General features: G+C 66.8%; 20 protein-coding genes. 8 read left to right on the forward strand and 12 right to left on the reverse strand.

What is annotated here, in order from left to right:
* The 3 genes from ABE488_RS14270 to ABE488_RS14280 form a co-directional block, all read left to right on the forward strand.
* Window positions 1–317 (forward strand): integrase core domain-containing protein (locus tag ABE488_RS14270; protein WP_346449043.1); only part of this gene is annotated, 317 nt, incomplete at its 5' end.
* The gene (locus ABE488_RS14275; protein ID WP_346449044.1) at window positions 218–601 is read left to right on the forward strand and encodes an RHS repeat-associated core domain-containing protein; all 384 of its coding nucleotides are present in this window, start codon (window positions 218–220) and stop codon (window positions 599–601) included. The genes ABE488_RS14270 and ABE488_RS14275, both read left to right, overlap by 100 nt.
* A gap of 265 nt (window positions 602–866) precedes the next feature.
* Entirely contained in the window at window positions 867–1,313 is a 447-nt protein-coding gene (locus ABE488_RS14280; RefSeq protein ID WP_346449045.1) for a DUF4375 domain-containing protein, read from the forward strand.
* Between the two features lie 87 nt (window positions 1,314–1,400).
* Here ABE488_RS14280 and ABE488_RS14285 read toward each other — a convergent pair whose 3' ends face one another.
* Window positions 1,401–1,754 (reverse strand): hypothetical protein, encoded by a 354-nt coding sequence (locus ABE488_RS14285; RefSeq protein ID WP_346449046.1) that lies wholly within the window; start codon window positions 1,752–1,754, stop codon window positions 1,401–1,403.
* A 52-nt stretch (window positions 1,755–1,806) separates the two neighbouring features.
* On the opposite strand from ABE488_RS14285, the gene ABE488_RS14290 reads away from it, so the two are divergent.
* Complete coding sequence (locus ABE488_RS14290; protein ID WP_346449047.1) at window positions 1,807–3,630, forward strand: RHS repeat-associated core domain-containing protein; 1,824 nt, start codon at window positions 1,807–1,809, stop codon at window positions 3,628–3,630.
* A gap of 1,492 nt (window positions 3,631–5,122) precedes the next feature.
* Here ABE488_RS14290 and ABE488_RS14295 read toward each other — a convergent pair.
* The 10 genes from ABE488_RS14295 to ABE488_RS14340 all read right to left on the reverse strand — a co-directional run bounded on the left by ABE488_RS14295 (window position 5,123) and on the right by ABE488_RS14340 (window position 19,286).
* On the reverse strand, window positions 5,123–8,296 hold the full coding sequence (locus ABE488_RS14295; protein ID WP_346449048.1) for a hypothetical protein: 3,174 nt from the start codon (window positions 8,294–8,296) through the stop codon (window positions 5,123–5,125).
* 131 nt (window positions 8,297–8,427) lie between these two features.
* Window positions 8,428–9,642 (reverse strand): CmlA/FloR family chloramphenicol efflux MFS transporter, encoded by a 1,215-nt coding sequence (gene cml, locus ABE488_RS14300; RefSeq protein WP_346449049.1) that lies wholly within the window; start codon window positions 9,640–9,642, stop codon window positions 8,428–8,430.
* Between the two features lie 288 nt (window positions 9,643–9,930).
* Window positions 9,931–13,110, reverse strand: coding sequence for a CusA/CzcA family heavy metal efflux RND transporter (locus tag ABE488_RS14305; RefSeq protein ID WP_346449050.1), 3,180 nt, complete (start codon window positions 13,108–13,110; stop codon window positions 9,931–9,933).
* A 92-nt stretch (window positions 13,111–13,202) separates the two neighbouring features.
* Window positions 13,203–14,168, reverse strand: a complete 966-nt coding sequence (locus ABE488_RS14310; protein ID WP_346449051.1) for an efflux RND transporter periplasmic adaptor subunit — start codon at window positions 14,166–14,168, stop codon at window positions 13,203–13,205.
* Window positions 14,165–15,469, reverse strand: coding sequence for a TolC family protein (locus ABE488_RS14315; protein WP_346445122.1), 1,305 nt, complete (start codon window positions 15,467–15,469; stop codon window positions 14,165–14,167). The genes ABE488_RS14310 and ABE488_RS14315 overlap by 4 nt, the downstream gene beginning before the upstream one ends.
* 310 nt (window positions 15,470–15,779) lie before the next feature.
* On the reverse strand, window positions 15,780–16,127 hold the full coding sequence (locus ABE488_RS14320) for a DUF2946 family protein (protein WP_346449052.1): 348 nt from the start codon (window positions 16,125–16,127) through the stop codon (window positions 15,780–15,782).
* 44 nt (window positions 16,128–16,171) lie between these two features.
* Window positions 16,172–17,089: a ParB/RepB/Spo0J family partition protein gene (locus ABE488_RS14325; RefSeq protein ID WP_346449053.1), complete on the reverse strand. Its 918-nt coding sequence runs from the start codon at window positions 17,087–17,089 to the stop codon at window positions 16,172–16,174.
* A complete protein-coding gene (locus ABE488_RS14330) occupies window positions 17,086–17,895 on the reverse strand; it encodes an AAA family ATPase (protein WP_346449054.1) in 810 nt (269 codons plus the stop codon). The genes ABE488_RS14325 and ABE488_RS14330 overlap by 4 nt, the downstream gene beginning before the upstream one ends.
* A 111-nt stretch (window positions 17,896–18,006) precedes the next feature.
* Complete coding sequence (gene rsmG, locus ABE488_RS14335; RefSeq protein WP_346449055.1) at window positions 18,007–18,663, reverse strand: 16S rRNA (guanine(527)-N(7))-methyltransferase RsmG; 657 nt, start codon at window positions 18,661–18,663, stop codon at window positions 18,007–18,009.
* Window positions 18,660–19,286: a 4'-phosphopantetheinyl transferase superfamily protein gene (locus tag ABE488_RS14340; RefSeq protein WP_346449056.1), complete on the reverse strand. Its 627-nt coding sequence runs from the start codon at window positions 19,284–19,286 to the stop codon at window positions 18,660–18,662. The genes rsmG and ABE488_RS14340 overlap by 4 nt, the downstream gene beginning before the upstream one ends.
* Window positions 19,287–19,385: 99 nt before the next feature.
* On the opposite strand from ABE488_RS14340, the gene ABE488_RS14345 reads away from it, so the two are divergent.
* Both ABE488_RS14345 and ABE488_RS14350 read left to right on the forward strand, forming a co-directional pair.
* Entirely contained in the window at window positions 19,386–20,792 is a 1,407-nt protein-coding gene (locus ABE488_RS14345) for an AMP-binding protein (RefSeq protein WP_346449057.1), read from the forward strand.
* 71 nt (window positions 20,793–20,863) lie between these two features.
* Complete coding sequence (locus tag ABE488_RS14350) at window positions 20,864–21,124, forward strand: GlsB/YeaQ/YmgE family stress response membrane protein (RefSeq protein ID WP_346449058.1); 261 nt, start codon at window positions 20,864–20,866, stop codon at window positions 21,122–21,124.
* Window positions 21,125–21,254: 130 nt separating this feature from the next.
* On the opposite strand, the gene xth is transcribed toward ABE488_RS14350, so the two are convergent.
* On the reverse strand, window positions 21,255–22,034 hold the full coding sequence (gene xth / locus ABE488_RS14355; RefSeq protein WP_346449059.1) for an exodeoxyribonuclease III: 780 nt from the start codon (window positions 22,032–22,034) through the stop codon (window positions 21,255–21,257).
* A gap of 189 nt (window positions 22,035–22,223) precedes the next feature.
* Here xth and ABE488_RS14360 point away from each other — a divergent pair, with 189 nt between their 5' ends.
* Complete coding sequence (locus ABE488_RS14360; protein WP_337244651.1) at window positions 22,224–22,469, forward strand: helix-turn-helix domain-containing protein; 246 nt, start codon at window positions 22,224–22,226, stop codon at window positions 22,467–22,469.
* A 2-nt stretch (window positions 22,470–22,471) separates the two neighbouring features.
* Window positions 22,472–23,788 (forward strand): type II toxin-antitoxin system HipA family toxin, encoded by a 1,317-nt coding sequence (locus tag ABE488_RS14365; RefSeq protein WP_346449060.1) that lies wholly within the window; start codon window positions 22,472–22,474, stop codon window positions 23,786–23,788.
* The last annotated feature ends 94 nt before the right edge of the window (window positions 23,789–23,882 follow it).

A 23,882-nucleotide genomic window follows, 5' to 3' on the forward strand; every position in this document is an offset into this window, starting at 1 on the left:
GCCTGCCGAAGGTGATCCGGACCGACAACGGCAAGGAATTCTGCGGCAGGGCGATGGTGGCTTGGGCGCACGAGCGTGGCGTGGCGTTGCGCCTGATCCAGCCGGGCAAACCGAACCAGAACGCCTACGTCGAATCGTTCAACGGGCGCCTGCGCGACGAATGCCTCAATGAGCACTGGTTCCCGACACTGCTGCACGCGCGGACCGAGATTGAGCGTTGGCGGCGGGAGTACAACGAAGAGCGGCCGAAGAAATCGCTCGGCGGGCTAACGCCTGCCGCCTATGCCCAACAGCTGGCGGTGAAACCGCTACGATAAGAGCCGGACTCCAGACAGCTCCGCTACTGAAAGCGGGGGGACGTCGCTGGTACAACGGCTTCCGCGACTATGACGGGCGTACCGGGACGTACTTGCAGAGTGATCCGATTGGTTTAAGGGGAGGGGTAAATACCCACGGATACGTCGGTGCTAACCCGATCTCGAATGTCGACTTTTTGGGTTTGCAGGGACATCACTATGTCCCTCGTCAGATAATAAATCGCTACAATTTTTCTCTCGAAGCCAGGGGGGTATTCCAGAATTCGACCACTGGAAAGGTGTAGCATTACTTTGATCGAGGTCATCGGTCGTACAACCAGGCAGTTGGAAGTCATGTGTAAAACTTCCTGAGTCGAAATAATATTGACCCTTCGAAGATGACTGCGCAGCAGGCCCAACAGTGCTTGGATGAGGTTAAGGCATCGCAGCAGCCGGAAATTAAAGATTATCTGCAGCACCTAAGAAATGGGGGTGGATTATTTCGTGATCCCATGAGCTGCCTTTTCTGTAGTATTTTGCTACCCAGGCATGAGGAGTCGCCGGAGTACAATGGACCGCCAGTCATCTGACTTCGATTTTGTTGAGAGCCTCTACTTGCGGGGGCTTGCGGGCCGGGCTGATAAGGACCTGTCCAGTCTTCCTGCTCCAGTGCGAGCAGTTGTTACTGCTTGGTGGGCTAAGGGAGTGATAGACAATGGTGGGTTCTCGTATTTGTATGGTTTTCCAGTCGAGATAGACGACATTGAGAGTGCGTTCAGAGAGGTTGGCGCGGATAGTGCAGCAAATGCTTGCGTGAATTATAAATTAATTGTTTCTAGCGGCCGGCTTCTTGGAAGCACATCAACAGGGGTGTCCTTTAAAAATGATGATCTTAAAGGTGCGCGCCTAGAGCTTTTGGAAGAGTGTGATCAAACTATTTGGGGGGACGAAAATTTCGATTCATTAGTGGCAGATTACATCCGATCGCATTGGGATGATTTTTCAGCCTTCGGGTAGCCCATCTTTGCCATTATTGTTTTATTTGCGGTAGTTAGCATTCCACTTTCCTTTTCTTCGTGCTGACGCGAGTCCTGATACGCAACCCTACGGCTCCAGCACCCAATCGTTATGCCTCGGGTGATAGGTCGGGTGCTCCTTCATGTAGGCCTTCACTTCATCCATGGCGTCAGCTTCGCGCTTGAAATCCGCCTTGCGCTTGTCCGGGTCGAGGAACGTGACATAAGTGGGCGCGCCACGGTTCTTCTCCCACTCCTGCTTGAAGTGCGCGAACTCGTCGCGGTGGAAGTCGAAGATGCTGCGGTCTTCCGGCGCCTGGCGGCCGCCCCAGTCGGCGCTCTTGAGTGCCCGGGCGTTCTTGACGTGATCGCTGTGCAGGTTGTCGAACTCGCCCAGCGTGGTGCGTGCGTAGTCGTATTTGACGTTCCAGTCGGACTGCATGACGCCGTCGTCGGCCAGTGCGTTGAACCAGTCGTGCTGTTTGAGCGCCCGGATGACGCGTAACGACGGCAGCTGGCTGGCCTACACCTACGACGGACTGGGGCGGCTGATCGGGAGCACGAGCGGCGATGCCACGCTCGCTTACGGGTACGACTGGTGCGGTAATGGCAAGGGCCGCTTGTGCAACGCCGACTCTCCAACGAGCACCCGTCACTTCGGCTATACCCCTGAGGGCGCCATCGCTATCACACGCGATGTGACGCCGACCTCGGACGATTGGACGCACTACGCCTACGATGCAGTCGGCCGTCTCGGTGGCATTAGCTATGCTAGTGGCACGTCTGTGGGTTACGGCTACCATCGAGGCAGGCTCGCTGTAATCCAGGCCACGATCAGCGGTGTTACCCGCACTGTGGCCGATCAGTTCAAGTACTCGCCAACAGGGGCGATGACGCGAATGGTGTACGGCAACGCCACTGTGAAGGATCGCGAGTACGATCTGGACGGCCGTTTGACGATCACCCACGACCACGGGTGGCTTGGTCACACTTACGGCTACAACGCCGTTGACGAAGTGATCTCTATCCAGAATTGGTCGCGAACGCAGTACAACCAGGACTTCAGTTATGACACGTTGTCCCGGTTGACCAGTATCGCTTCGCCCGCGGGCAACCAGAGCTTTACGTTCGATGCCAACGGCAATCGGACGTATCACCAGTGGCTATCAAATGAGAGCTACACCACGCAGCCGGGCAGCAATAGGCTGTTGTCGTCGGATCATCAATTCACTTACGACGGACGTGGCAACCGGCGGACGAAGTCATGGAATGGATCGAATTCGACTTACCACTATGATGGATTCAACCGTCTGTCATCAGTCTCGCGCGATGTGGGGGTAACCGACACCAATCCGAACTACGTCACCACGACATATCCAGCGGGAACCACGACGTATGTGGTCAATGCTCTTGGTCAGCGGACAGCCAAGAGCGGACCGTTGGGCAGCACTCGATTCGTACACGGCGGGCAAAACACGCTGATGTCAGAGGTGACGAGCGGGCAGTGGACCGATCATATCTGGATGGGCAGCGAGCCGATCGGCTTCGTGCGAGGTGGGCAGCTGTACTTCACGCATGCGGATCGGCTAGGGCGCCCGGAGATAGTGACCGACACGAGCGGCCGACATCGCTGGTATGCCGCAAATTATGCGTATGATCGCGTCGTGCTCGACAGCACGATCGGCGACTACAACTTGGGATTTCCCGGGCAGTACTACGATGCGGAGACCGGCTTCTGGTACAACGGCTTCCGCGACTATGACGGACGTACGGGAACCTACCTCCAGAGCGATCCGATCGGGTTGAGGGGCGGGTCCAATACATACAGTTATGTTTCAGAAAATCCGATTAACGCGATTGATCCCCTTGGTCTCGTGGGATATATATGCAGGAGGGGTGAGAATGTGGGTATTGCAATACCCATTAATTTCAAAGGGGCGATGCCGGAGCAAGTGGGGGAAATTACCAGAAATATCGAGTCGAGATGGTCTGGGAGATTTGGTAGTTTGAACGTAAAAACAGTGGTCTTGCCGCAGGCGGCATGGGACCCGGGGAACACCAACCAAATTGCCGTGAATGCCGGGTCAGATACGTCTTGGGTTGAAACGTCGGACAGAAATTGGGGAGTTTGGTACATGTCAAACTCATGGGGTGGGGCGACCTTTGCGCATGAGGCCGGGCATTTATTGGGTTTGGATCATGGTTCCGGCATTATGAAGGGGAAAGGTCTTTCTGGGGCTTCTGTCAATGAGCAGAATGTTCGTGATGTTCTTGCGTTTGGGAACAGCTATGTGCGGTATAGCTGTGGCTGCCCTTAGGAATTCCCTCAACTGGCCATCTGGGGCCTTCGTTTGCTTATTGATCTTGGTTACTTTGGCTGCTTGCGATACAGGGTTGAATTCTGAGGAGTGCGAGCTTGTTCTTGATCGGGAGGCTGATCTTAGAAGATCTTTATTCGGCGAAGAGGTCGACTATTCCTATTTTGAGCGCAGAAGAGGTGTAAGAATGCGGGGATGCGTGGAGGGGCGAACTTACACCAGGAAGGACTATGTCTGTATAAAGAGCGCCACAGATGAAGAGGCCGTAGGTAAGTGTATGGCTAGGGCTCACGAGAGATCGAATTAATTGCTAAGGGGTGCTGGGCGCGCAAGTTGACTTCGTCGTGCAAGCTTGATTGGCAGGTCGCAGGCTCGGATGGTGGTTGAGTAGCAGTTAAGCCTGTCAACAGCTTGGTCGCGGATTTTCCTTGTTCCTGGAAGTGGAATATTACAAATGGACATTGGCAGTTCACCTGTGGATGGAAGCGCTTTGATCGAGTTCGGCTTCAGGGGGTGTACTTTTAGGGCTGCTTCGCTAGATCTGACAAGAGTATTAATCGGACCATTCCTTTTCCTGCTAATTGGGTCTCGCGCCAGGAGATCGTTTCGTCCGTAATGGCCGCCGTTCTGGCCTCGTCTGCGTGAAAGGTAATCCGAACTCGTCCGTAAAGCTTCTGGATGTGCGGAGTGGGCAGCAACTATCTATGCTATTGGCCTTCGGGAGCAGTCATGAGATTGGAAAGTCGGAGGTCCGAGTACGTGCATGGTCAGATGTTGTGCGCGACTGTAGCTACTGCCGGCGCGGGCGTAGCAACTGGATCTAAGGCCGTGGCGAGCTTGGCATTGGGTGGTGAGGCGGTTGCCACACCGACTTCAAGCGAGTGCGGGTGCGGTCGTTGATGCTTTGGATATATTTATTCTGTGTTTTTCTTCTGCTCGTCATGATGGTGACAAGAGAGGCGGCGGTTTTTCGTCTTCGGACAAGCAGGCGCAGTGATTGGGAGAGGCTTGGAAGCCCTGAGTTATTGGAGAGAGATGTCTTCCTGAAGAAGTTTCCGTATCTCGGTTGGGCCGACGTGTACAGGACCTCAGGCTTGGTTGATCGATTCGTGCTCGTCGTATTCCTGAGTTCTCATGTGCTGTTTGTGATGTTCGCTTTGATCTCACTTGTGATGTTTGCTCGAGCAGGTGGATTTAGCTAGGGTCATGCGCGGCGATCAATGCATGCTTGATGGCGACCGTACGCAAGTACTACTTAATCCGGATGGGCGTCGGTTCTGAGAATCACTGGTCCGGTGGAGGGCAGCAATCGTCCGCACAGTCATCTCGCTCTGCGATCCCACTGGACTTCGGCATGGTCATGCCTCCCCCGATCTCGGTCGAGCGTCGGGGACCATCAATCTGAGCGCACACACCAGATGTAGTGCCGCTGACCAGCCCTAATTAGCGCGGGATGCTATGAGCTCGCAATCAGTCCGATAACGGCGTGGCCTCAGGGCTCCAGCACCCAATCGTTATGCCCCGGGTGATAGGTCGGGTGCTCCTTCATGTAGGCCTTGACCTCGTCCATGGCGTCGGCTTCGCGCTTGAAGTCCGCCTTGCGCTTGTCAGGGTCGAGGAACGTGACATAAGTGGGCGCGCCACGGTTCTTCTCCCACTCCTGCTTGAAGTGCGCGAACTCGTCGCGGTGGAAGTCGAAGATGCTGCGGTCTTCCGGCGCCTGGCGGCCGCCCCAGTCGGCGCTCTTGAGTGCCCGGGCGTTCTTGACGTGATCGCTGTGCAGGTTGTCGAACTCGCCCAGCGTGGTGCGTGCGTAGTCGTATTTGACGTTCCAGTCGGACTGCATGACGCCGTCGTCGGCCAGTGCGTTGAACCAGTCGTGCTGTTCGTTGGCGGTCTTCTTGGCCTTGGCGTTGCCTGTGAACACCGAGATCAGCTCGGAGACGGCGGTGAGCACGAAGCCCACCGGGCCCGCACCGCGTGCGATCGCGCCGGCGATCCGCTGGCCGGCCACCGCGGCGCCTTCGCCGCCGGCGGCGGCCAGGAACCGGTTCACGCCCGGACGCAGTTGGCCGTCCTTGGTCAGTTCGCCGACGATGCCGGTGAGCGCATCGGTCGAGCCGGAAATGACGCCGAGTACGCCGGCGGCCCGGTCGGCATCGGAGTCGGCATCGCCCAGGCCCATGCCGCCGGTGACGACACCGAGCATGCCGGTCGCGTGGCCGTTCAGCTTGGAGGCCACCTTCATTGTCGCGTCTACGCGCCGGTCGAACTTGCTGTCGCTGGCATCGCCCAGTCGGTCCTTGAGGCCGTCGGCGATCTTGTCCTGGTCCGGGACGGCGAGCTTGCCGGGGCCGTGGGGCGCGTCGGCGACTGCGTTGCGATAGGTGCGGGTAGCGTGATTGGTGTGAACGCTCTCCAGCCCCAGGCGCTTGGTGTCCTCGTTGCGCATGCCCAGTAGATCGGTCGCCGAGCCGTCGAGGGTCGAGGCCACGTTCTTGAGCAGGGTGGGCCCGCTTTCAAGCGATGCGGCCATGCCCAGCACGCCACCCACGGTGCCGAGGATTTCCTCGGGCGTTTCGCCCAGCCCGTCGCGCACCAGCGAGCGGATCGTCTGGGTCATGCCGATCGCACCGGTGACGGCCGGCAGCAGGCCGTTCGAGGACAGGTCGCTGACCAGGCTGCGCATGTCGGACTGGGCGCGCTTGTCGCTGGCGAACATGGTGTCGGAGAAGACCTGGTCGATGTCGTCGTGCCCACCGTTGCGCATGCCGTCGAGCAGCTTGGAGAAGTCCTGTTTGACGGTGTCGTCGGCCTTCAGCACGCTGTCGAGCTTGCCTGCCATGTCGAAGGGCAGTTCCGCCTTGCCGATGCCGTTCTTGATCGCACCCAGGCCCGCGTCCACCGCATCCACGCGTGCCTCCGAGCTCACGAGCTCGGGATCGGCGAAGACCGTGTCGATCTCGCCGGCCAGCGCATTGAGCGCGAAGGTCTGACCGGCTTCGCCGGCGCGTTCGGGGTCGATCAGCGCCAGTTGCGAGAGTGCGTCCTCGACGTCGGCTTTCGCCAGTGGGCGTTCGCTTGCGTCGAGCTGGTTGGCTTCCTTCACGTAGTCGGCGCTGCCGACGACCTTTTCCAGGCGATCGGCCAGCTTGTTGCGCTCGTCTTCCGGCACTTTGCCGACGGCCTCGGTGAGCTTGGATTGGTAGAGTTCGGCGACCTGTTCGTTGCGCATCGCCGAATCGAGTTCGCGATTGACCGCGCGCTCGTCGAAGATCTCCTGCATGTCCGCCTGCTCGAGTCGGACAAGGTTCTCGGTGCGAGTCCGGGTGCTCTTGAACGCACCGCTGATGCGGTCCTCGTAGACCGGATGGATCGGGCGTCCGTTGGTGACCGCGCTGCGCGCTTCGACCAGGCGCAGGAACTGGGCCTGGGCGCTGCCGTCGTAGAGGTCGCTGCGCCCTTTGATCTCGTCGATCGTCAGCTTCATCGCGGCCTCGCCGACGCTGAGCTTTTCGCCGTCCTGTTCGACGTCGGTCTTCAGGGCGAACAGGTCGGTGTCCTTGCTCGCGGGCAGGCGCGCGTTCTCGCGGGTCTGGTCGACAGTGCCTTGGCCGTCATCGAGATACTTGCGCTCGGCCAGCGCGTGCAGGTCCGGGGCGTCCGAGGGGCTGACCGCCAGCTTGTCCCCTCCCTTGGTGTCCACGCGCAGCCAGCCGTCGTCGAACTCGCCGGGGTAGGACACTTGCTTGATGTCGTCGTAGACCACGTCCTCCTTGGCCCCGGCCACCTTGTAGCCGTCCTCGGTCACGGACTTCGGGGCGGCCTTGTCTTTGTCCTTGTCGTCGCCGGGGGCCGGCTTGCGTGCGCGCTCGTCGGCCTTGTCGGTATCGATGAACTCCGATGCGCGGCTCTCGTCGATGTGGCCATCGGCATAGCCGCGCTCGACACTGTCGACGACGCGCTTGCGATCGCTGTCGTCGATGCGGCCCTGGTCGACCAGCTTGTCGAGGCGGTCGCTCTGCAGCCAGGAGCCGAGCGCGCCCTTGTCGCGTTCGAACACCACGCCCATGAACCGGCCGCGATCGTTGTCGTCCAGGCCACTGAGGAACCGGTCGTCGGTGGCCAGGGCCGCAAGCCGCTTGTCGTAGTCGTCCTTGCGCGCGCGGCGTTCGCCGACGTCGTGCAGCGACTTGTGCAGGTCGACGAGGTCGTCCTTGCTCGGTGCGTCCGATGGCCGGTCGCTCGCCTTGTCCACCTTGGCGGTGTCGATGAACTCCGACGCCTTGTCCGGCTCCACATGCTGGTCGGCGTAGCCGCGCTCGACGGCATCGACCACCCGCCGCCGGTCGTTCTCGCCGAGCCGGCCGTCGTCGACCAGCTTGTCGAGACGATCGCTCTGCAGCCAGGATTTCAGCGCGCCCTTGTCGCGGTCCAGGATCGCGCCCAGGAAGCGCCCGCGGTCCTCTTGGCTGAGCGTTGGCAGGAATTCGGAGGCCAGCGCCTGCAGGCGGCGGTCGTAGTCGTCCTTCTTGCCGCTGCGCTCGCCGACATCGTGCAGCGCTTTTGCCAGTTCGGTGAGTTCGGCACGGCTGGGTGAGGTGTAGTCGGCCGGTACGCTGGAGGTGTCGGAGACGCGGGCTGCGTTGATACCATCGATCGCCATCGGTTTGCTCCCTGGCAGGAATGGGCAACGCGCCCATCAGGGCGCGTCCTCCATTGTCCAGAGACATGAGGGGCGCGCGAGCTAGGGACACCCCCTAACCCAGACGTCGTAGTTCGCCAAACGCGTCACATTCAGTCTCCGGAACGCGGGCGCAAGGCGGAGGTCCGTCGCAGCAGTGCGAGCCCGGCGAGGCTTGCCGTCGACATGACCAGGGCATACGCCACGAGCGGCCAGGGAGTCGCGCCATTGAACGTCAGCACCGACAAGGTCCCCAATCCGCTGACGATCAGGCTCTGGATGGCGTAGTACAGGGCGACGGCGGTGCCGGCCGCATCCGCGAAATCGCCGAGGGCGCCATTTGCGGTCACGGACACGACCAGCACGATGCCCACGCACATCACCCACATCGGCATGACGAAGCTGACGAAGCCGGGCTCGATCGATGCCGCACACGCGGCCAGGACGATCGCGCCGAAGGCGATGGTGCAACTTCCACGTACAAAGCAGCCCTGGATGCCCCAGCGTCGCACGCATGCCGGGATGGCGCGCGTGGTGAGGATCATCGCCAGCGCTGCCGTGGAGAAGGCCAGGCTGAATTTGATCTGGCTCCAACCCGCGCCCGCCATCAGGACCCGTGGGGCGATGGAGAAGAACACGAAGAAGCTGCCCATGGCGGTGCCGAATCCGAGCGTATAGACCCAGAAGGCCCGGTTGCGCAGGATCGATGCAAGGCGCGGGCCTTGGGTCGACGTGGTCACGGGCCGGGTTTCGTGCCAGCGCGGCCAGGCGCGCACCAGTGCGAGGACCGCCATCGCACCGAGCAGGACGAAGATCGCCCGCCAGCCCAAGGCCAGCGCCACCACGGCGCCCAGAATCGGGCCCAACGCGGGCACGAACGCCAGGATCGCGCTGAACACGCCGTAGAGGGTCGTGCTTTCGGGCTTGTCGGCATACACGTCGCGCACCGTGGCGAACGTGCCCACGAGGGCGGCGGATGCGCCCAGGGCCTGGATCACACGCAGCAGCAGGAATTGGCTCCCGCTACTGGCTACGGCCAGCAACAAGGACGCGAGCGCATAGGCAACGGCCCCGCCGAGCACGACGGGGCGGCGCCCGATCCGGTCCGAGAGTGGGCCGAAGAGGAGTTGGCCCACGCCCAGAATCAGGATGTAGGCGCTGAGCGTGAGTTGGATGATCCCAGGCGATGTGGCCAGCGCGGCCGGCATCTGCGGCACCACCGGCAGGTAGACATCCATCGCCAGCGAGGCGAGCAGATCGAACGGGACCATCAACAGCAACGTCGATGGCACGGAGTAGGCCCAGGTGGGCGAGTTGTTGTCGGACATGGCAAAGCCCCCGCGCAGAGTGGAATCTGGCGGCGATCTGCCTGCTCGTGAATGCGAGATCGAGGAAAGACCGCCGCAACGACTGGTCGAACACGTCGCTGCGGCTTAGCGATCTGTGGAAGGGCCTGCTGCCATGCCGGGGATGCCTGAAGGCGCGATTGAACTGCAGACTCTAGTCAACATCGGTTGCGAACTCCAGGCAGGGGTGTGTGCACCACGGGGACTTCTGTGCTGACGTGGCTGCGGTCGGTCCGCGCCGATGCGACATCGCACCGGCGCGGACTCCGATCACGCATCCGTCCCGGCAGGCTGGCGCTCGCGCCGATGCGCCCAGCGGTACAGCACGGGCAGCACCAGCAGCGTCAGCAGGGTCGAGGACACGATGCCGCCGATGACGACGGTGGCCAGCGGGCGTTGGACTTCCGCGCCGGCGCCGACGTTGAAGGCCATCGGCACGAAGCCGAGCGAGGCGACGAGGGCGGTCATCAGCACCGGGCGCAGGCGGGTCAGGGCGCCGTCGCGGATCGCCGTCGCGAGCGGCAGGCCGTCGGCGCGCAGGCGGCGGATGAAGCCCACCAGCACCAGGCCGTTGAGGACGGCCACGCCCGACAGCGCGATGAAGCCCACGCCGGCAGAAATCGACAGCGGGATGCCGCGCGCCGCGAGCGCCAGCACGCCGCCGGTCAGTGCCAGCGGCACGCCGCTGAACACCACCAGTGCATCGCGCAGCGATCCGAACGCCAGGAACAGCAGGACCAGGATCGCAGCCAGCGTCGCCGGCACCACCAGGCGCAGGCGCTGGCCGGCCGAGACCAGTTGCTCGAAGGTGCCGCCGTAGTCGATCCAGGTGCCGGTCGGCAATGGCACGCGCGCGCGTACCTGCGTCTGCAGGTCTTCGACGAAGCCGCCAAGGTCGCGGCCGCGCACGTTGGCAGTGACCACGATGCGGCGCTTGCCGTTTTCGCGAGTGATCTGGTTCGGGGCCAGCCGGGTTTCGATGTCGGCGACCTCGCGCAGCGGCACGGTGCGTGGTGCGCCCGAGGGCCCGGGGTCGTCGCGGCCGGCTTCGTCGGGCGACGGGGCGGTGCCCAGCGGAATCGGCAGATCGGCGAGCGCGGCCGGGTCCGTGCGTCGGCCCTCGGGCAGGCGCACGACGATGTCGAAGCGGCGGTCGCCTTCGAACAACTGGCCGGCGGTCTGGCCGCCGATGGCGGCGGCGACCACGCGCTGGACGTCGCCGGGATTGAGGCCGTAGCGGGCCATTGCGCGCGGGTCGGGAGCGATCTCCAGCAGTGGCAGGCCGTCGACGGCTTCGGTGCGTACGTCGGCGGCGCCGTCGATGCTGCGCAGCACGGTTTCGACCTGGCCGGCCAGGCGTTGCAGCACCTCGAGATCGTCGCCCTGGATGCGCACCGCCACGTCGCTGCGCACGCCGGAGATCAACTCGTTGAAGCGCATCTGGATCGGCTGGGTGAACTCGTAGTTGCTGCCGGGCATCGCCTGCGCCAGCGCTTCGATCTCGGCCACCAGCGTGGCGCGTGGCTTGCGCGGCTGTGACCAGTCGCTACGCGGATGCAGGATGACGAAGGTGTCGGCGACCGACGGCGGCATCGGATCGTTGGCGACCTCGGCGGTGCCGATGCGCGAGAACACGTGCGCGACCTCGGGTGCTTGCAACAGGCGCCGTTCGAGCGCGCGCTGCATCGCCACCGATTGCTCGATGCCGGTGCCGGGAATGCGCATCGCATGCAGGGCGATGTCGCCTTCGTCCAGGCTCGGCACGAACTCGCTGCCCAGGCGTGTGGCCAGCCAGCCGCACCCCAGCACCAGCACTGCGGCGCCGGCGACCAGCCAGCGGCCATGGCGGAGCGCACCGTCGAGCAGCGGCGCATAGCCGCGTCGGGCGGCACGCATCGCGCGGTTCTCGTGCTCGGCCACGCGGCCGCGCAGCAGCAGGGCGATCGACGCCGGCACGAAGGTCAGCGACAGCAGCATCGCGCCGGTCAGCGCCAGCACCACGGTGATCGCCATCGGGTGGAACATCTTGCCTTCGACGCCGTCGAGTGCGAACACCGGCACGTAGACCGCGGCGATGATGCCCAGGCCGAACAGACTGGGGCGGATGACCTCGGCGGTGGCGCTGGCTGCCATCGCATGGCGCTCGTCGGTGTCGAGCAGCCGGCCCAGCCGTTGTTGTGCCTGGCCGAAGCGGCGCAGGCAGTTCTCGACAATGATCACCGCGCCATCGACGATCAGCCCGAAGTCCAGCGCGCCCAGGCTCATCAGGTTGCCCGAGACGCCGCCCTGGCGCATGCCGATGATGGTGAACAGCATCGTCAGCGGGATCACCAGCGCGGTGAGCAGCGCGGCGCGTGCGTTGCCCAGCAGCAGGAACAACACCACGATCACCAGCAGCGCGCCTTCGATCAGGTTGCGGGCCACGGTGCGGACCGTGCGGTCGACCAGGGCCGTGCGGTCGTACACCGCGGTCGCGTGCACGCCGGCCGGCAGGCTGGCGTTGGCGGCCTCCAGCCGCGCGGCCGCGGCGCGTGCGACGGTGCGGCTGTTCTCGCCGACCAGCATGAACACCGTGCCCAGCACGACCTCGCCGCCGTCCTTGGTCGCGGCCCCGGTGCGCAGTTCGCGGCCTTCGCCGACGTCCGCGACATCGCGCACGCGCAGCGGCACGCCGTCGCGCCGGACCAGCACGATGTTGCCGATCGCCGCGATGTCGGCGACCTGCCCAGGCACGCGTACCAGCAGTTGCTGGCCGTTGCGCTCGATGTAGCCGGCGCCGACGTTGCGGGTATTGGCCTCGATCGCGGCGACGATGTCGTCGAAGCGCACGTCGAGCGCGACCAGCCGCGCCGGGTCGGGCGTGACGTGGATCTGCCGTGCGAAGCCGCCCACGGTGTCGACTTCGGTGATGCCCGGCACGGTGCGCAGCTGCGGGCGGATCACCCAGTCCTGCAGCGTGCGCAGGTCGGTTGCGGTGTAGGCACTGCCGTCGGGCTTGCGGGCGCCCGCTTCGGCCTCGACGGTGTACATGAAGATCTCGCCCAGTCCGGTGGCCGCCGGGCCGAGCGTGGGCTCGATGCCGTCGGGCACCTGGCCGCGCACCTGTTGCAGCCGTTCGGCCACCTGTTGGCGTGCGAAGTACAGGTCGGTGCCGTCCTCGAACACCACCGTCACCTGCGACAGGCCGTAGGCGGACAGTGAGCGGGTGTGGTCGAGGCGCGGCAGGCCGGCGAGTGCGGTCTCGATCGGGAAGGTGATGCGTTGCTCGGTCTCCAGCGGGGCGTAGCCGGGGGCGGCGGTGGTGACCTGCACCTGCACGTTGGTGATATCGGGCGTGGCGTCGATCGGCAATCGCAGGAAGCTCCAGACGCCGGCGGCGATCAGCGCAAGCGTGGCCAGCAGGACCAGCCAGCGATGGCGAATGGCCAGGTGGATCATCGACTCAAGCATCCGGGCGCGCTCCGTGCAGGGCCGATGCGGCGGCGGGCGCGGTCGCTCGCTGCGCGTGTCCGCGAGTGCGGCGCAGCGTGGGATGCATCGTGTCAGTGCGCATGGGTCGCCCCCGCTTTTTCGAGGTCGGCCTTGAGCGTGTAGCTCTGCGCGACCACCACGTCGTCACCTGCGGCGATGCCGTCGAGAATCTCGACCTGCTGTGCATCGCGGCGGCCCAGCGACACCGGTCGCGCTTCGTAGCGCTCGCCTTCGCGCACGAACACCACATCGCGCGCGTCCATGCGTTGCAGTGCGCTCAGTGGGACCACGAGCGCGGCCTGCTGCAGGGAGACGGTGACCTGCGCGCGGACCGCGGCGCCTGGGCGCCATTGGCCGTCGGCGTTGTCCAGGCGCGCGCGCGACACCGTGCTCTGGCTGGCGGTCGCGGTGGCGGGCAGGACGCGCTCGATGCGGGTCTGCGCGGTCGCACCGTCGCCGAGCCGGGTGATCGTGACCGGCGAGCCGGGCGCGAGGTGTTCTGCATCGCGGCCGTAGACGTGCAGGTCCACCCACAGCGTCGACAGGTCGGCGATTTGGTAGAGCACCGCGCCTTCGCTGGCGACCTGTCCGACCGCGGCGTCGCGCGCGAGCACGGTGCCTCTGATCGGCGCGGTCACGGTGTAGGACGACAGGCTGAGGTTGCTGTCGATGGTCGCCAGCGGCTGGCCGGCACGCACGACATCGCCCAGTTCGGCATGCAGGCGGCGGATCGGCCCGGGAAAGCGGGCGGTGACGCGGGCATTGCCGGTCTCGAGCGTGGTCAGCAGGCCCTGCACTTCGTGCTGGTCGGCGATCGTGCCGGGCCCGGCCGGTGCGGTGCGCAGGCCGATGTCGCGTGCGATCGCGTCGGGCACGACGATGGCGGTGTCGTGGCCGTGCGCGTCTTCGTCGGCTCCAGCGTGCGGGTCGTCGTGGTCGGCAGCGCTCGCGGTGGGGGCGCTGTCGGGCGCGCCGCAACCGGCCAGCGCCATCAACAGCAGCAGGGCCAGCGCGCGGGCGGGCAATCGGGTCGTCATCGAGTGTCTCCGGTGGTGGCAGGCCGCGCGAGCGGCTCGCCGGTCAGGCGCTGGAGTTCGATCAGCGCACGTTGGGCGGCTTCGGCGGCGTCGAGTTGCTGGCGCAGCGCGTCGCGGCGGGCGTCGAGCAGCTGCGCCCATTCGAGGTAGGTGGCCGCGCCCGCGGCCCAGGCGCGTTCGGTCTGGGCCAGGGCGCGCGCCAGCTGCGGCAGCACGTCGGCCTGCAGCCGCTGCACCTGCGTACGCTCGACGAGGTAACGGCCGTGCGCCTCGGCCAGCGTGGCCTGCAGTGCGCGATCGCCGGCCTCGCGTTCGACCGAGAGCAGCGCCAGTTCGGCTTGGGCGGCGCGGATCTCCGGCTGCGCGCGTGCGCCGCTGCCCAGCGGCACCGTGAGGCTGCCCAGCAGCGAGACGTCGCGGGTGTCCTGGCTGCGGCGCACGCCCAACTGCCAGCCGACATCGGGCGTGCGCGCGCTGCGCGCCAGTTGCAGCCGGGCCTCTGCGATGCGGCGCTGGTCGCCGAAGCGGCGCAGTTCGGGCGTGCGCTCGAGCAGGGCGCGCAGGTCGGCGAACGTGGCGATCTCCGGCAGCGCCAGGGGATCGGTGTCGGTCACGGCGAAATCCGCCTCGGGCGTGCCCCAGAGCATCGCCAGGCTGCGTCGTGCGGCGTCGCCTTCGGCTTGCGCGCGCGCGCGGCGCAGCTCGGCCTGGGCTTGCATCGCCTGCGCGGCGAGCGCGACCGCCTCGGGGGCGGCGCCGGCTTCGAAGCGACGGCGTGCGGCCGCGACCACGCGGGCCTGCTCGGCGATCTCGTCGTCGGCCAGGCGGCGTTGTCGCGCCGCGACCACGGCGGTCAGATAGCGGCGCGCGGTCTCGGCGAGCAGGTCCACCCGCGCCGCTTCGCGCTGGAGCGCGAGCGCATCGATCCGGGTTTGCGCCAACGCGCGGCGCGCGTCCGGCTTGCCGCCGCGCTCGAACACGCCAGCCAGCGTCAAGGTCGCTTCCAGGGTGCTTGTGGGCGCGTCGGGCACCAGGTTCTCGATCTCGATGCCCGCTTCCAGCGGTGGACGCTGCGCGGCGAGATCGCGCTCGGCGGCGAGCACCGCGCCGCGGCCATCGACCAGGCGCAGGTCGGGATGGGCCTCGGCGACGCGCACGAACGCCGCGTCCAGGGTCAGGACCTGCACCGCCGCGGGGGCGGGCGTCATCGGGACAGCGAGTGCAGCAGAAGGCGCCGCCTGCGCCGGCACAAGGCACGGCGCGACGGCGAGGGCGGCGCAGGCCGCCAGTCGCAACAGCATGGGACACACTCCGATCGTGAGCGCCGGCCGTGATGGACCGACGGCAACGTAGGGGGCGGGCAGACGCGCATAGACGCGCCCGCTCGGGCCTCAGGACCGCTGGCAGGGACCTCGGGCGAGGTGTCGAGACAGGGTCGGGTGCGGACGTGCGCTCAGGTCGGCGCCGCACTCGTGTGCGCGGCGGCCTGCGGTGGCGCGTCTTGGCGGGAGACGTGACGTGGCCTGTCGGCCCGCGTCACGGCGCCGGACGGCGACGTGCGTCGGGCACCCGATACCGCCCGGCACGTAATGCGCGCGGACGCCAGCGGGCTCAGGCGGCGATCGGGGGACGCAGCAGGCGTTCGTGCCGGCGGGTCGGGGCGTCGCCGGAGTGCGGATAGGCAGGTCGGACCACGACCAGCGGGGCCAGGGCGGGCAGTACCGGTGGCAGCGCCGGGGTATGCGCGCCGCAACCGGCGCAGTGGGCGACCGCATGCAGCAGGTCGCCATCGTCGGCGTGGGCGTGTGCGGTCGCGTCGTGCTCGGTGGCGGTCTCGCCGCGGACGAGCTCGTAGGTAGTGCCCATCGCCACCATCACCGGTGCGATTGCCAGGCCCAGCACCAGCAGCGCCAGCAGCAGCCGGCGCGACCAGGACAGGCGGTTTCGGGACAGGGGCATCCGCGCAGCCTAGAGGCAAGGCGCGGCGTTACACAATTCCAGGCTCAGTCGCGCGGACCGCGCAGTCGTTCGAGCACGCCGTCGAGCGCTTCGAGGTTGCCGTAGTGGATCACCAGCCGGCCCTTGTTGCCGCGGCCGTTGGCGATCGAGACCCGCGTGCCCAGGGTCTCCGACAGTTCGTTCTCCAGCGAGACGATGTCGGCCTGCGGGCGGACCTTGCTGCGTGCGGCGCTGCGGCCGTTGCCGCCCGGCACCCGGCCGGCGGCGAACTGCTGCGCGCGGTGCTCGACCTCGCGCACCGACCAGCCGTGCTCGACCGCCTCGCTGGCGAGCTTGCTGGCCAGCTCCGGCGAAAGCGTGAGCAGTGCGCGCGCATGCCCCATCTCCAACTGCTTGGACTCGACCAGGATGCGGATCGCCGGCGGCAGTTCGAGCAGGCGCAGCAGGTTGGACACCGCCGCGCGCGAGCGACCGACGGCCTCGGCGGCCTGGGCGTGGGTGAGGTCGAACTCGTCGATCAGTCGCTGCAGCGCCTGGGCTTCCTCCAGCGGGTTGAGGTCCTCGCGCTGGATGTTCTCGATCAGCGCCATCGCCACGACCGTGCGGTCTTCGACGTTGCGCACGACCACCGGCACGTCGGCCAGGCCGGCCTGTTTGGAGGCGCGCCAGCGGCGTTCGCCGGCGATGATCTCGTAGGTGCGGTCGGGCAGCTCGCGCACGACGATGGGCTGGATCACGCCCTGGGCGCGGATCGATTCGGCCAGTTCGGTGAGCTTGTCCGGGTCCCAGTGCTTGCGCGGCTGGTAGCGGCCTGCGGTCAGCGCATCGATCGGCAGCGTGCGCAGGGTGTCGGTCTCGGTGGCCTCCAGGCTCGGCGCCTCGGCGGCGGCCTTGGGACCGAGCAGCGCTTCGAGGCCGCGTCCCAGGCCGCGCTTCTTGGCGGGCGTCTTGGCGGTACTCATGCCGGCGTATCCATGGCGGTGGATTCCTTGTGCGTCTGGGTCCGCTCGCGTTCGCGGCGGAGGATCTCGCCGGCCAGGCCGAGGTAAGCGATGGCGCCGCGCGATGACCGGTCGTAGCCGACGATACTCTGGCCGTGGCTCGGCGCCTCGGCAACGCGCACGTTGCGCGGCACGATGGTCCGGAACACCTGATCGCCGAAATGCCCGGTCAGCTCGGCGGAGACCGCATTGGCCAGGTTGTTGCGCACGTCGAACATTGTGCGCAGCACGCCTTCGATCTCGAGCGAGGGGTTGAGGTTCTGCTTGAGGGCGTCGATCGTCTGCAGCAGCGCCGACAGGCCCTCGAGCGCGTAGTACTCGCACTGCATCGGCACCAGCACCGAATCGGCTGCGGTCAGCGCATTGAGCGTGAGCAGCGACAGTGCTGGCGGGCAGTCGATGATGATGAAGTCGTAGCGCGGGCGCAGCGGCGCCAGCGCGCGCTTGAGGCGCTGCTCGCGGTCCCCGGCGTCCATCAGCTCGACCTCGGCCGCGGTCAGGTCGGTGTTGCCGGGAATCAGGTCGACCTCTTCCTCGGTCTGCACGATCGCGTCCATCGCCTCGACCTCGCCCAGCAGCACGTCGCAGGTGGAGACCGGCACGATCGACTTGTCGATGCCGCAGCCCATCGTTGCGTTGCCCTGCGAGTCGAGGTCGACCAGCAGCACGCGCTTGGGCGTGCGGGCCAGCGCTGCGGCCAGGTTGACCGCCGTGGTCGTCTTTCCGACGCCGCCTTTCTGGTTGGCGATGGCGATGATGCGGGCCATGGGCTCCGGGCGCGGTTGAGGACGGGAGCCGGGCGCCGCGGGCGGCGTCCGGAGGGGGATTATGCCCTAAGGCGGGCAGGGGTCGGCCGCGCCGGGCGGCGCGGAAGCGGGTCAGGGGGCCCCGGCGCCGGGCGCGCGGGCGACCACGACAAGGTGCCGGTCGGCGTCCAGGCCGGGCACTCGCAGCGGGTGCACCGCCTCGAGTTGCCAGCCGGCGGGCAGTGCGGCGATCTCGTCGTCGGGCCGTTGGCCCTTCATCGCCAGCAGCCGGCCGGCGTCGGCCAGCAGGTGGCCGCCGGCGGCGAGGATGTCGGGCAGTGTGGCGAGCGCGCGTGCGGTGATCGCGGCGAATGCGCCAGGCCGGTCGACCGCCTCGATCCGGGACTCGGCCACCTCGGCGTTGCCCAGCCCGAGTTGGCGCACCGCCTCGCGCAGGAAGCGCGCCTTCTTGCCATTGGATTCGACCAGGGTCACCCGCAGCGCGGGCAGCGCGATCGCCAGCGGGATGCCGGGCAGGCCGGGACCGGTGCCCAGGTCGGCGAGCGTCGGCAGCTCGGCCGCGTAGGGCGTCATCGCCAGCGAGTCGAGCAGGTGGCGCACGACCATCTCGCGTGGCTCGCGGATCGCCGTGAGGTTGTAGGTGCGGTTCCAGCGCGCGAGCAGCGCGAGGTAGTCGAGCAGCGGCCCGGCCAGGGTCGGGTCCAGGGCGAGGGCGCGCAGGCCGGCGTCGAGTTCGGCGCGCAGCGCGGGGTCGTGGGCGGTGGTCATGGCCGGCATTGTAGAAGCCGCGGCCGCCAGGCCAGCGTCGCCAGGTAGCCGGGCAGCGGCGAGAACGCCTGGAGGCGCCAGTCGCCCGGACGGCCGAGTGCGGGATCGCAGGCCACCAACGACCAGTACCCCTCGACGGCCGCGAACGTCAGCCGGTCCAGGCCGAACGACAGCCCGTGGCCGTGGGCCTTGAGCACGGCTTCCTTCGCGCACCACAGGCGCACGAAGGCGGTTTCGGCGTCGTCAGGCGGCAGACGGGCGAGTGCGGCGGCCTCTTCGCGGGCGAAGAACCGCCGCGCCAGCGCCATCGCCTGTGGCCGCGGACGCAGCCATTCGATATCGATGCCGACATCGACGCCGTCGCCCAGCGCGACCGCGAGCGCCTCCCCGCTGTGGCTCCAATTGATGTCGAATCGGGTCGGGGGGTCGCCAGACGCGTCGGTGGCGACCCGCAGCTGCGGCCGGCCGCGGGCGTCGCGGCTCAGGTCGATCCGGGCAGCGTCGATCGCCAGCTCGGTGGCCAGCCACGGGCGGAGCAGAGTTTCGGCCGATTGGCCGCGGCGGTAGTCGCGCCAGGCGCAGCGGACGGGGCCTGTACGCAGGCTGCTATATGGGCTGAACATCCGCACTTGGCATGCCGCGGGGCGTCCAGCGTAAGCTAAAACGTCGGATACGCGATGCCGCCGGGGCGCGCGGGCCAGGTCACGAGGAGCGCAGCGCGGATGTCGGCAGTCGTTTGGGAACAGGGGGGCGTGGGGGAGGCGCAGGCTGCCGGGCAGCTGCCGCTGGCCGTCGGCGAGGGCGCGCGCGCGGTCGCGTTCGGCGGACAAGGCCCGGTGCCGCTGGCGACGTTCCTGGCGCACGTGCGCGGCGTGGCCGCGATGCTGCCCGACGCGCCATGCGCGCTGAACCTGTGCGAGGACCGCTACCGCTTCCTGGTCGCATTCTGCGCGGTCGCGCTGCGCGGGCAGACGACGCTGCTGCCGCCTTCGCGCACGCGCGGGGCGATCGACGACGTGCGGGCACGTCATCCCGACAGCTACTGCGTCGGCGATCGCGGCGACTGCGGCTGCGAGGCCGACGGCGCCACCTCGGGCGCTATGCCGCCGCATTACCTGCGCCTGCCCGAGGTCCTGCCCCTGGCGTTCGCCGACGACATGCCCACACTCGTTGCCGATGCGGTGGTCGCGATCGGTTTCACCTCCGGCAGCACCGGCGTGCCGACCGCCAATGCCAAGACCTGGGGCAGCTTTTACGCCAGCACCAAGCAGAACCTGGCGGCGCTGGCCGACCTGCACGACGCCACGCTCCCCGTTGTCGCGACGGTGCCGCCGCAGCACATGTACGGCATGGAGATGTCGGTGCTGCTCCCGTTGCTGGGCGACGTGGCGGTGCATGGCGCGCGGCCGTTCTTCCCCGAGGACATCGCCGCGGCGCTGCGCGATGCGCCGGCGCCGGCGCTGCTGGTGACCACACCGGTCCACCTGCGCACGCTGGTCGACTCGGGCGTGGCGCTGCCGCCGCTGGCCGCGATCGCCACTGCGACCGCGCCGCTGCCGCAGGCGCTGGCCGCGCAGGCCGAGGCGCGCTTCGGCTGCGAGGTGCGCGAACTGTTCGGCTCGACCGAGACCTGCATCTTCGCCCGCCGCCGGACCGCCTGCGAGACCGCTTGGACGCCGTTCGCCGGCGTGCGCCTGCAGCCGGTGCCCGACGGCACGCTGGTGACCGCGCCGCACCTGCCCGAGCCGCGGATGCTGGCCGACATCGTCGAACTCGACGCGCAGGGGCGGTTCGTGTTGCGCGGGCGTCAGGCCGACATGATCGAGATCGCCGGCAAGCGCGCGTCGCTGGCCGACCTCACCCGCCGGCTGCTGGCGATCGAAGGCGTGCGCGATGGCGTGATCTGCCAGGCGGCGACCGCCGACGCCTACGGGGTGCGGCGGATCGCGGCGGTCGTAGTCGCCGATCCGGCGCTCGACGACGCCACGCTGCTGGCCGCGCTGCGCGAGAGCACCGATCCGGTGTTCCTGCCGCGGCGCTTGCGCCGGGTGGATGCGCTGCCGCGCAACGAGACCGGCAAGCTGCCGCGCGCCGCGCTGGACGCTCTGCTCGGCGACGCAGTGGCCTAAGCGCGTCGTCTGTGTGCTGACGGCCGCCGGCGAGCCCGGCGGTTCCCTTTCGCAGTTGGAGGTTGGCTGGCATGGAACCGACGTCGTTCTGGTCCTGGGTGTTCTATCTGTTCGTCGGCGGCATCGCCGGCTGGTTGGCGAGCCTGCTGATGCGCAGCCGCGGCCAGGGCATCGTGCTCAATCTGGTCGTCGGCATCGTTGGCGGCTTCATCGGCGGCTGGCTGTTGCCCAGGATCGGGCTGAACGTCGGCGGCGGCTGGCTCGGCTTCCTGGTCACCGCCTTCCTCGGCGCGGTGATTTTGCTGGCGATCGTCAACCTGTTCCGCCGCTGACCCCACAACCAGGGTCAGAGTCGATTTTTAAAACCGGGGTCAGAGTGCAATTCTGCGAGGCGAAATTGCACTCTGACCCCGGTTTTGGAGCCGTGTCGGTGCGGCGCGTGTTGTCTGCGTCTTCGCGCGGCTACGGGTCCAGCCGCAGCTCGACCCAGGCCGGTGCGTGATCGCTGGGCCGGTCCCAGGTGCGCGGCTCGCGGTCGATCCCGGAGGCCAGCGCGCGGTCGCGCAGGGCGTCGGAGACCAGGGTCAGGTCGATGCGCAGGCCGAGGTCGCGGCGGAACGCGGCCTGGCGGTAGTCCCACCAGCTGAAGATCCCGCCCTGCGCGTGGTGCAGCCGGAACGCATCGTGCAGGCCCAGTGCCTGCAGCCGGCGCAGGGCCTCGCGCTCGGCGCTCGAGGTGAGGATGTGGCTGTCGTTCCAGACCTCGGGGTCGTGCACGTCGCGCGCATCGGGCGCGATGTTGAAGTCGCCCAGCACCACCAGCTGCGGATGGGCTGTCAGTTCGCGTGCGACCCAGTCGTGCACCGCCTCGAGCCAGCGCAGCTTGTAGGCGTACTTTTCGGTGCCTACGTCCTGGCCGTTGACGACATAGAGGTCGATCACGCGCACGCCGTCGATCGTCGCCGCGATCGCACGCTTCTGGTCGTCCTCGAAGCCAGGGATGCCGATCTGGACGTCGGCGATCGCGCGCTCGCGCGCCAGGAGTGCGACGCCGTTGTAGGTCTTCTGGCCGGAGAACACGCTGCGGTAGCCGAGTGCGGCGAGCGCCGAGTCGGGGAACTTCGCATCCTCGAGCTTGGTTTCCTGCAGCCCGACGATGTCCGGCTGCGCCTCGCGCAGCCACTGCTCGAGGTGCGGCAGGCGGACATTGAGCGAATTGACGTTCCAGCTGGCGATCTTCATTCAGTGGGTCACTTGTTGATGTCTTGGAGAGGCCGGGGGCCTGGTGCGACAACGCGAGCGCGACATCCTATGCGCCAAGCACCATAAAGCATAATTATCGGGATTGGCTAATAATTTCTAAATATGCGCTGATTCCGATATTGCCAAGTTATCGCGATTGGCGCATAGTCTTGAGCCAAGGAGACCGCGATGCACGACCTGGCCCGTACCCCCAAGCAGATCGGCGCCACCATCCGCCGTCACCGCAAGCGCCTTGCCATGAGCCAGCGCGCGCTGGGTGAGCGCGTCGGCCTGCGACAGGAGACGATCTCGTTGATCGAGACCGGCAATCCGGCGACCCGGCTCGACACGGTGCTCGCCGTGCTGGCGGCACTCGATCTGGAACTGCGGATCGCCGCCCGCAGCCGTGGGGCCGACCCCCTGGACCTGGTCTGAGCATGGCCCGGGCACGCCGACATCCGCCGCTACGCGTCTACCAGAACGACCGGCTGGTCGGACATCTGCAAAAAGAGCCCAGCGGCGCGATCGAGTTCCGTTACGACCGCGCGTGGCTGGACCGCGGCAGCAAGGCCTTCCCGGTCTCGCTGTCGCTACCTTTGCGCGAGGACCCCTGGCGGGGTGAGCCGGTCGTCGCGGTGTTCGAGAACCTGTTGCCGGACTCGGACGAGCTACGAAAGCGCGTGGCCGAGAAGGTCGGTGCTGACGGCATCGATGCCTACAGCCTGCTGGCCGAGATCGGCCGGGACTGCATCGGCGCCCTGCAGTTCATCGCCGGTGATGCGGCGCCGATCGATACGTCGCGGCTTTCGGGCGAAGCGGTCGACGAGGCGGCCATCGAACAACTGCTCAAATCGCTGGCGCAGGCCCCGTTGGGGCTGCGCCGGGATGACGACTTCCGGATCTCGGTTGCCGGCGCGCAGGAGAAGACAGCGCTGCTGCAGTTGGACGGACAATGGCTGAAGCCGCATGGCACCACGCCGACCACGCATCTGATCAAGCCGCAGATCGGCCAATTGCCCAATGGCATCGATCTGTCCAACAGCGTCGAGAACGAGTTCTACTGCCTCCGCTTGCTCGGCCACCTCGGTTTGCCGGTCGCCCATGCGGAGATCGTGACGTTCGGTCAGACCAAGGCATTGGTCGTCCAGCGTTTCGACCGCGTCTGGAGCCAAGGCCGCCTGGTTCGTCTGCCGCAGGAGGATTGTTGCCAGGCGTTGTCCGTTCCGCCGGCGCGCAAGTATCAGAGTCACGGCGGTCCTGGCTTCGTGGCAATCGCGGACCTATTGAAGGGCGCCGACGCGCCCGCCGACGATCACCGCACATTGCTCCAGGCGCAATTGATCTTCTGGCTGATGGGTGCAACCGACGGCCACGCCAAGAACTTCAGCATCTTCCTGCACCCGGGCGGCGGCTATGCGTTGACCCCGATGTACGACGTGCTCACGGCGCAGCTCAGCCTCGATGCGAGGCAGATCGAACGCAAGCAGATGAAGCTCGCCATGTCGGTCGGCCACCACAATCATTACCGCATCGACGAGATCCAAACCCGGCACTTCTTCCAGACGGGCGACGCGGCGGGACTGGCGCCCTCGCTGGTGCGCCATGCGATCGAAGACATCGCCGCCCGAGTGGATGCTGCGCTGGCGTCGCTCGAACGCGCACTGCCCGCGGACTTTCCGGCGGCGCTGCACGCGTCCGTCAGCGGAGGCGTCGGGCGCCGGATGCGTGTGCTACTCGCGGGTCTGAACAGCTAGGACACGCGTAGGGGCGTGGCACTGCCGCATCAGGCCGTGCCGTGGCGCCGTGCATCGCCCACCGCTGGTTCGCACCGTGCGGTTCAGCGGACCG

The organism is Luteimonas sp. TWI662 (assembly GCF_039673825.1).
Taxonomy (GTDB): Bacteria; Pseudomonadota; Gammaproteobacteria; order Xanthomonadales; family Xanthomonadaceae; genus Luteimonas.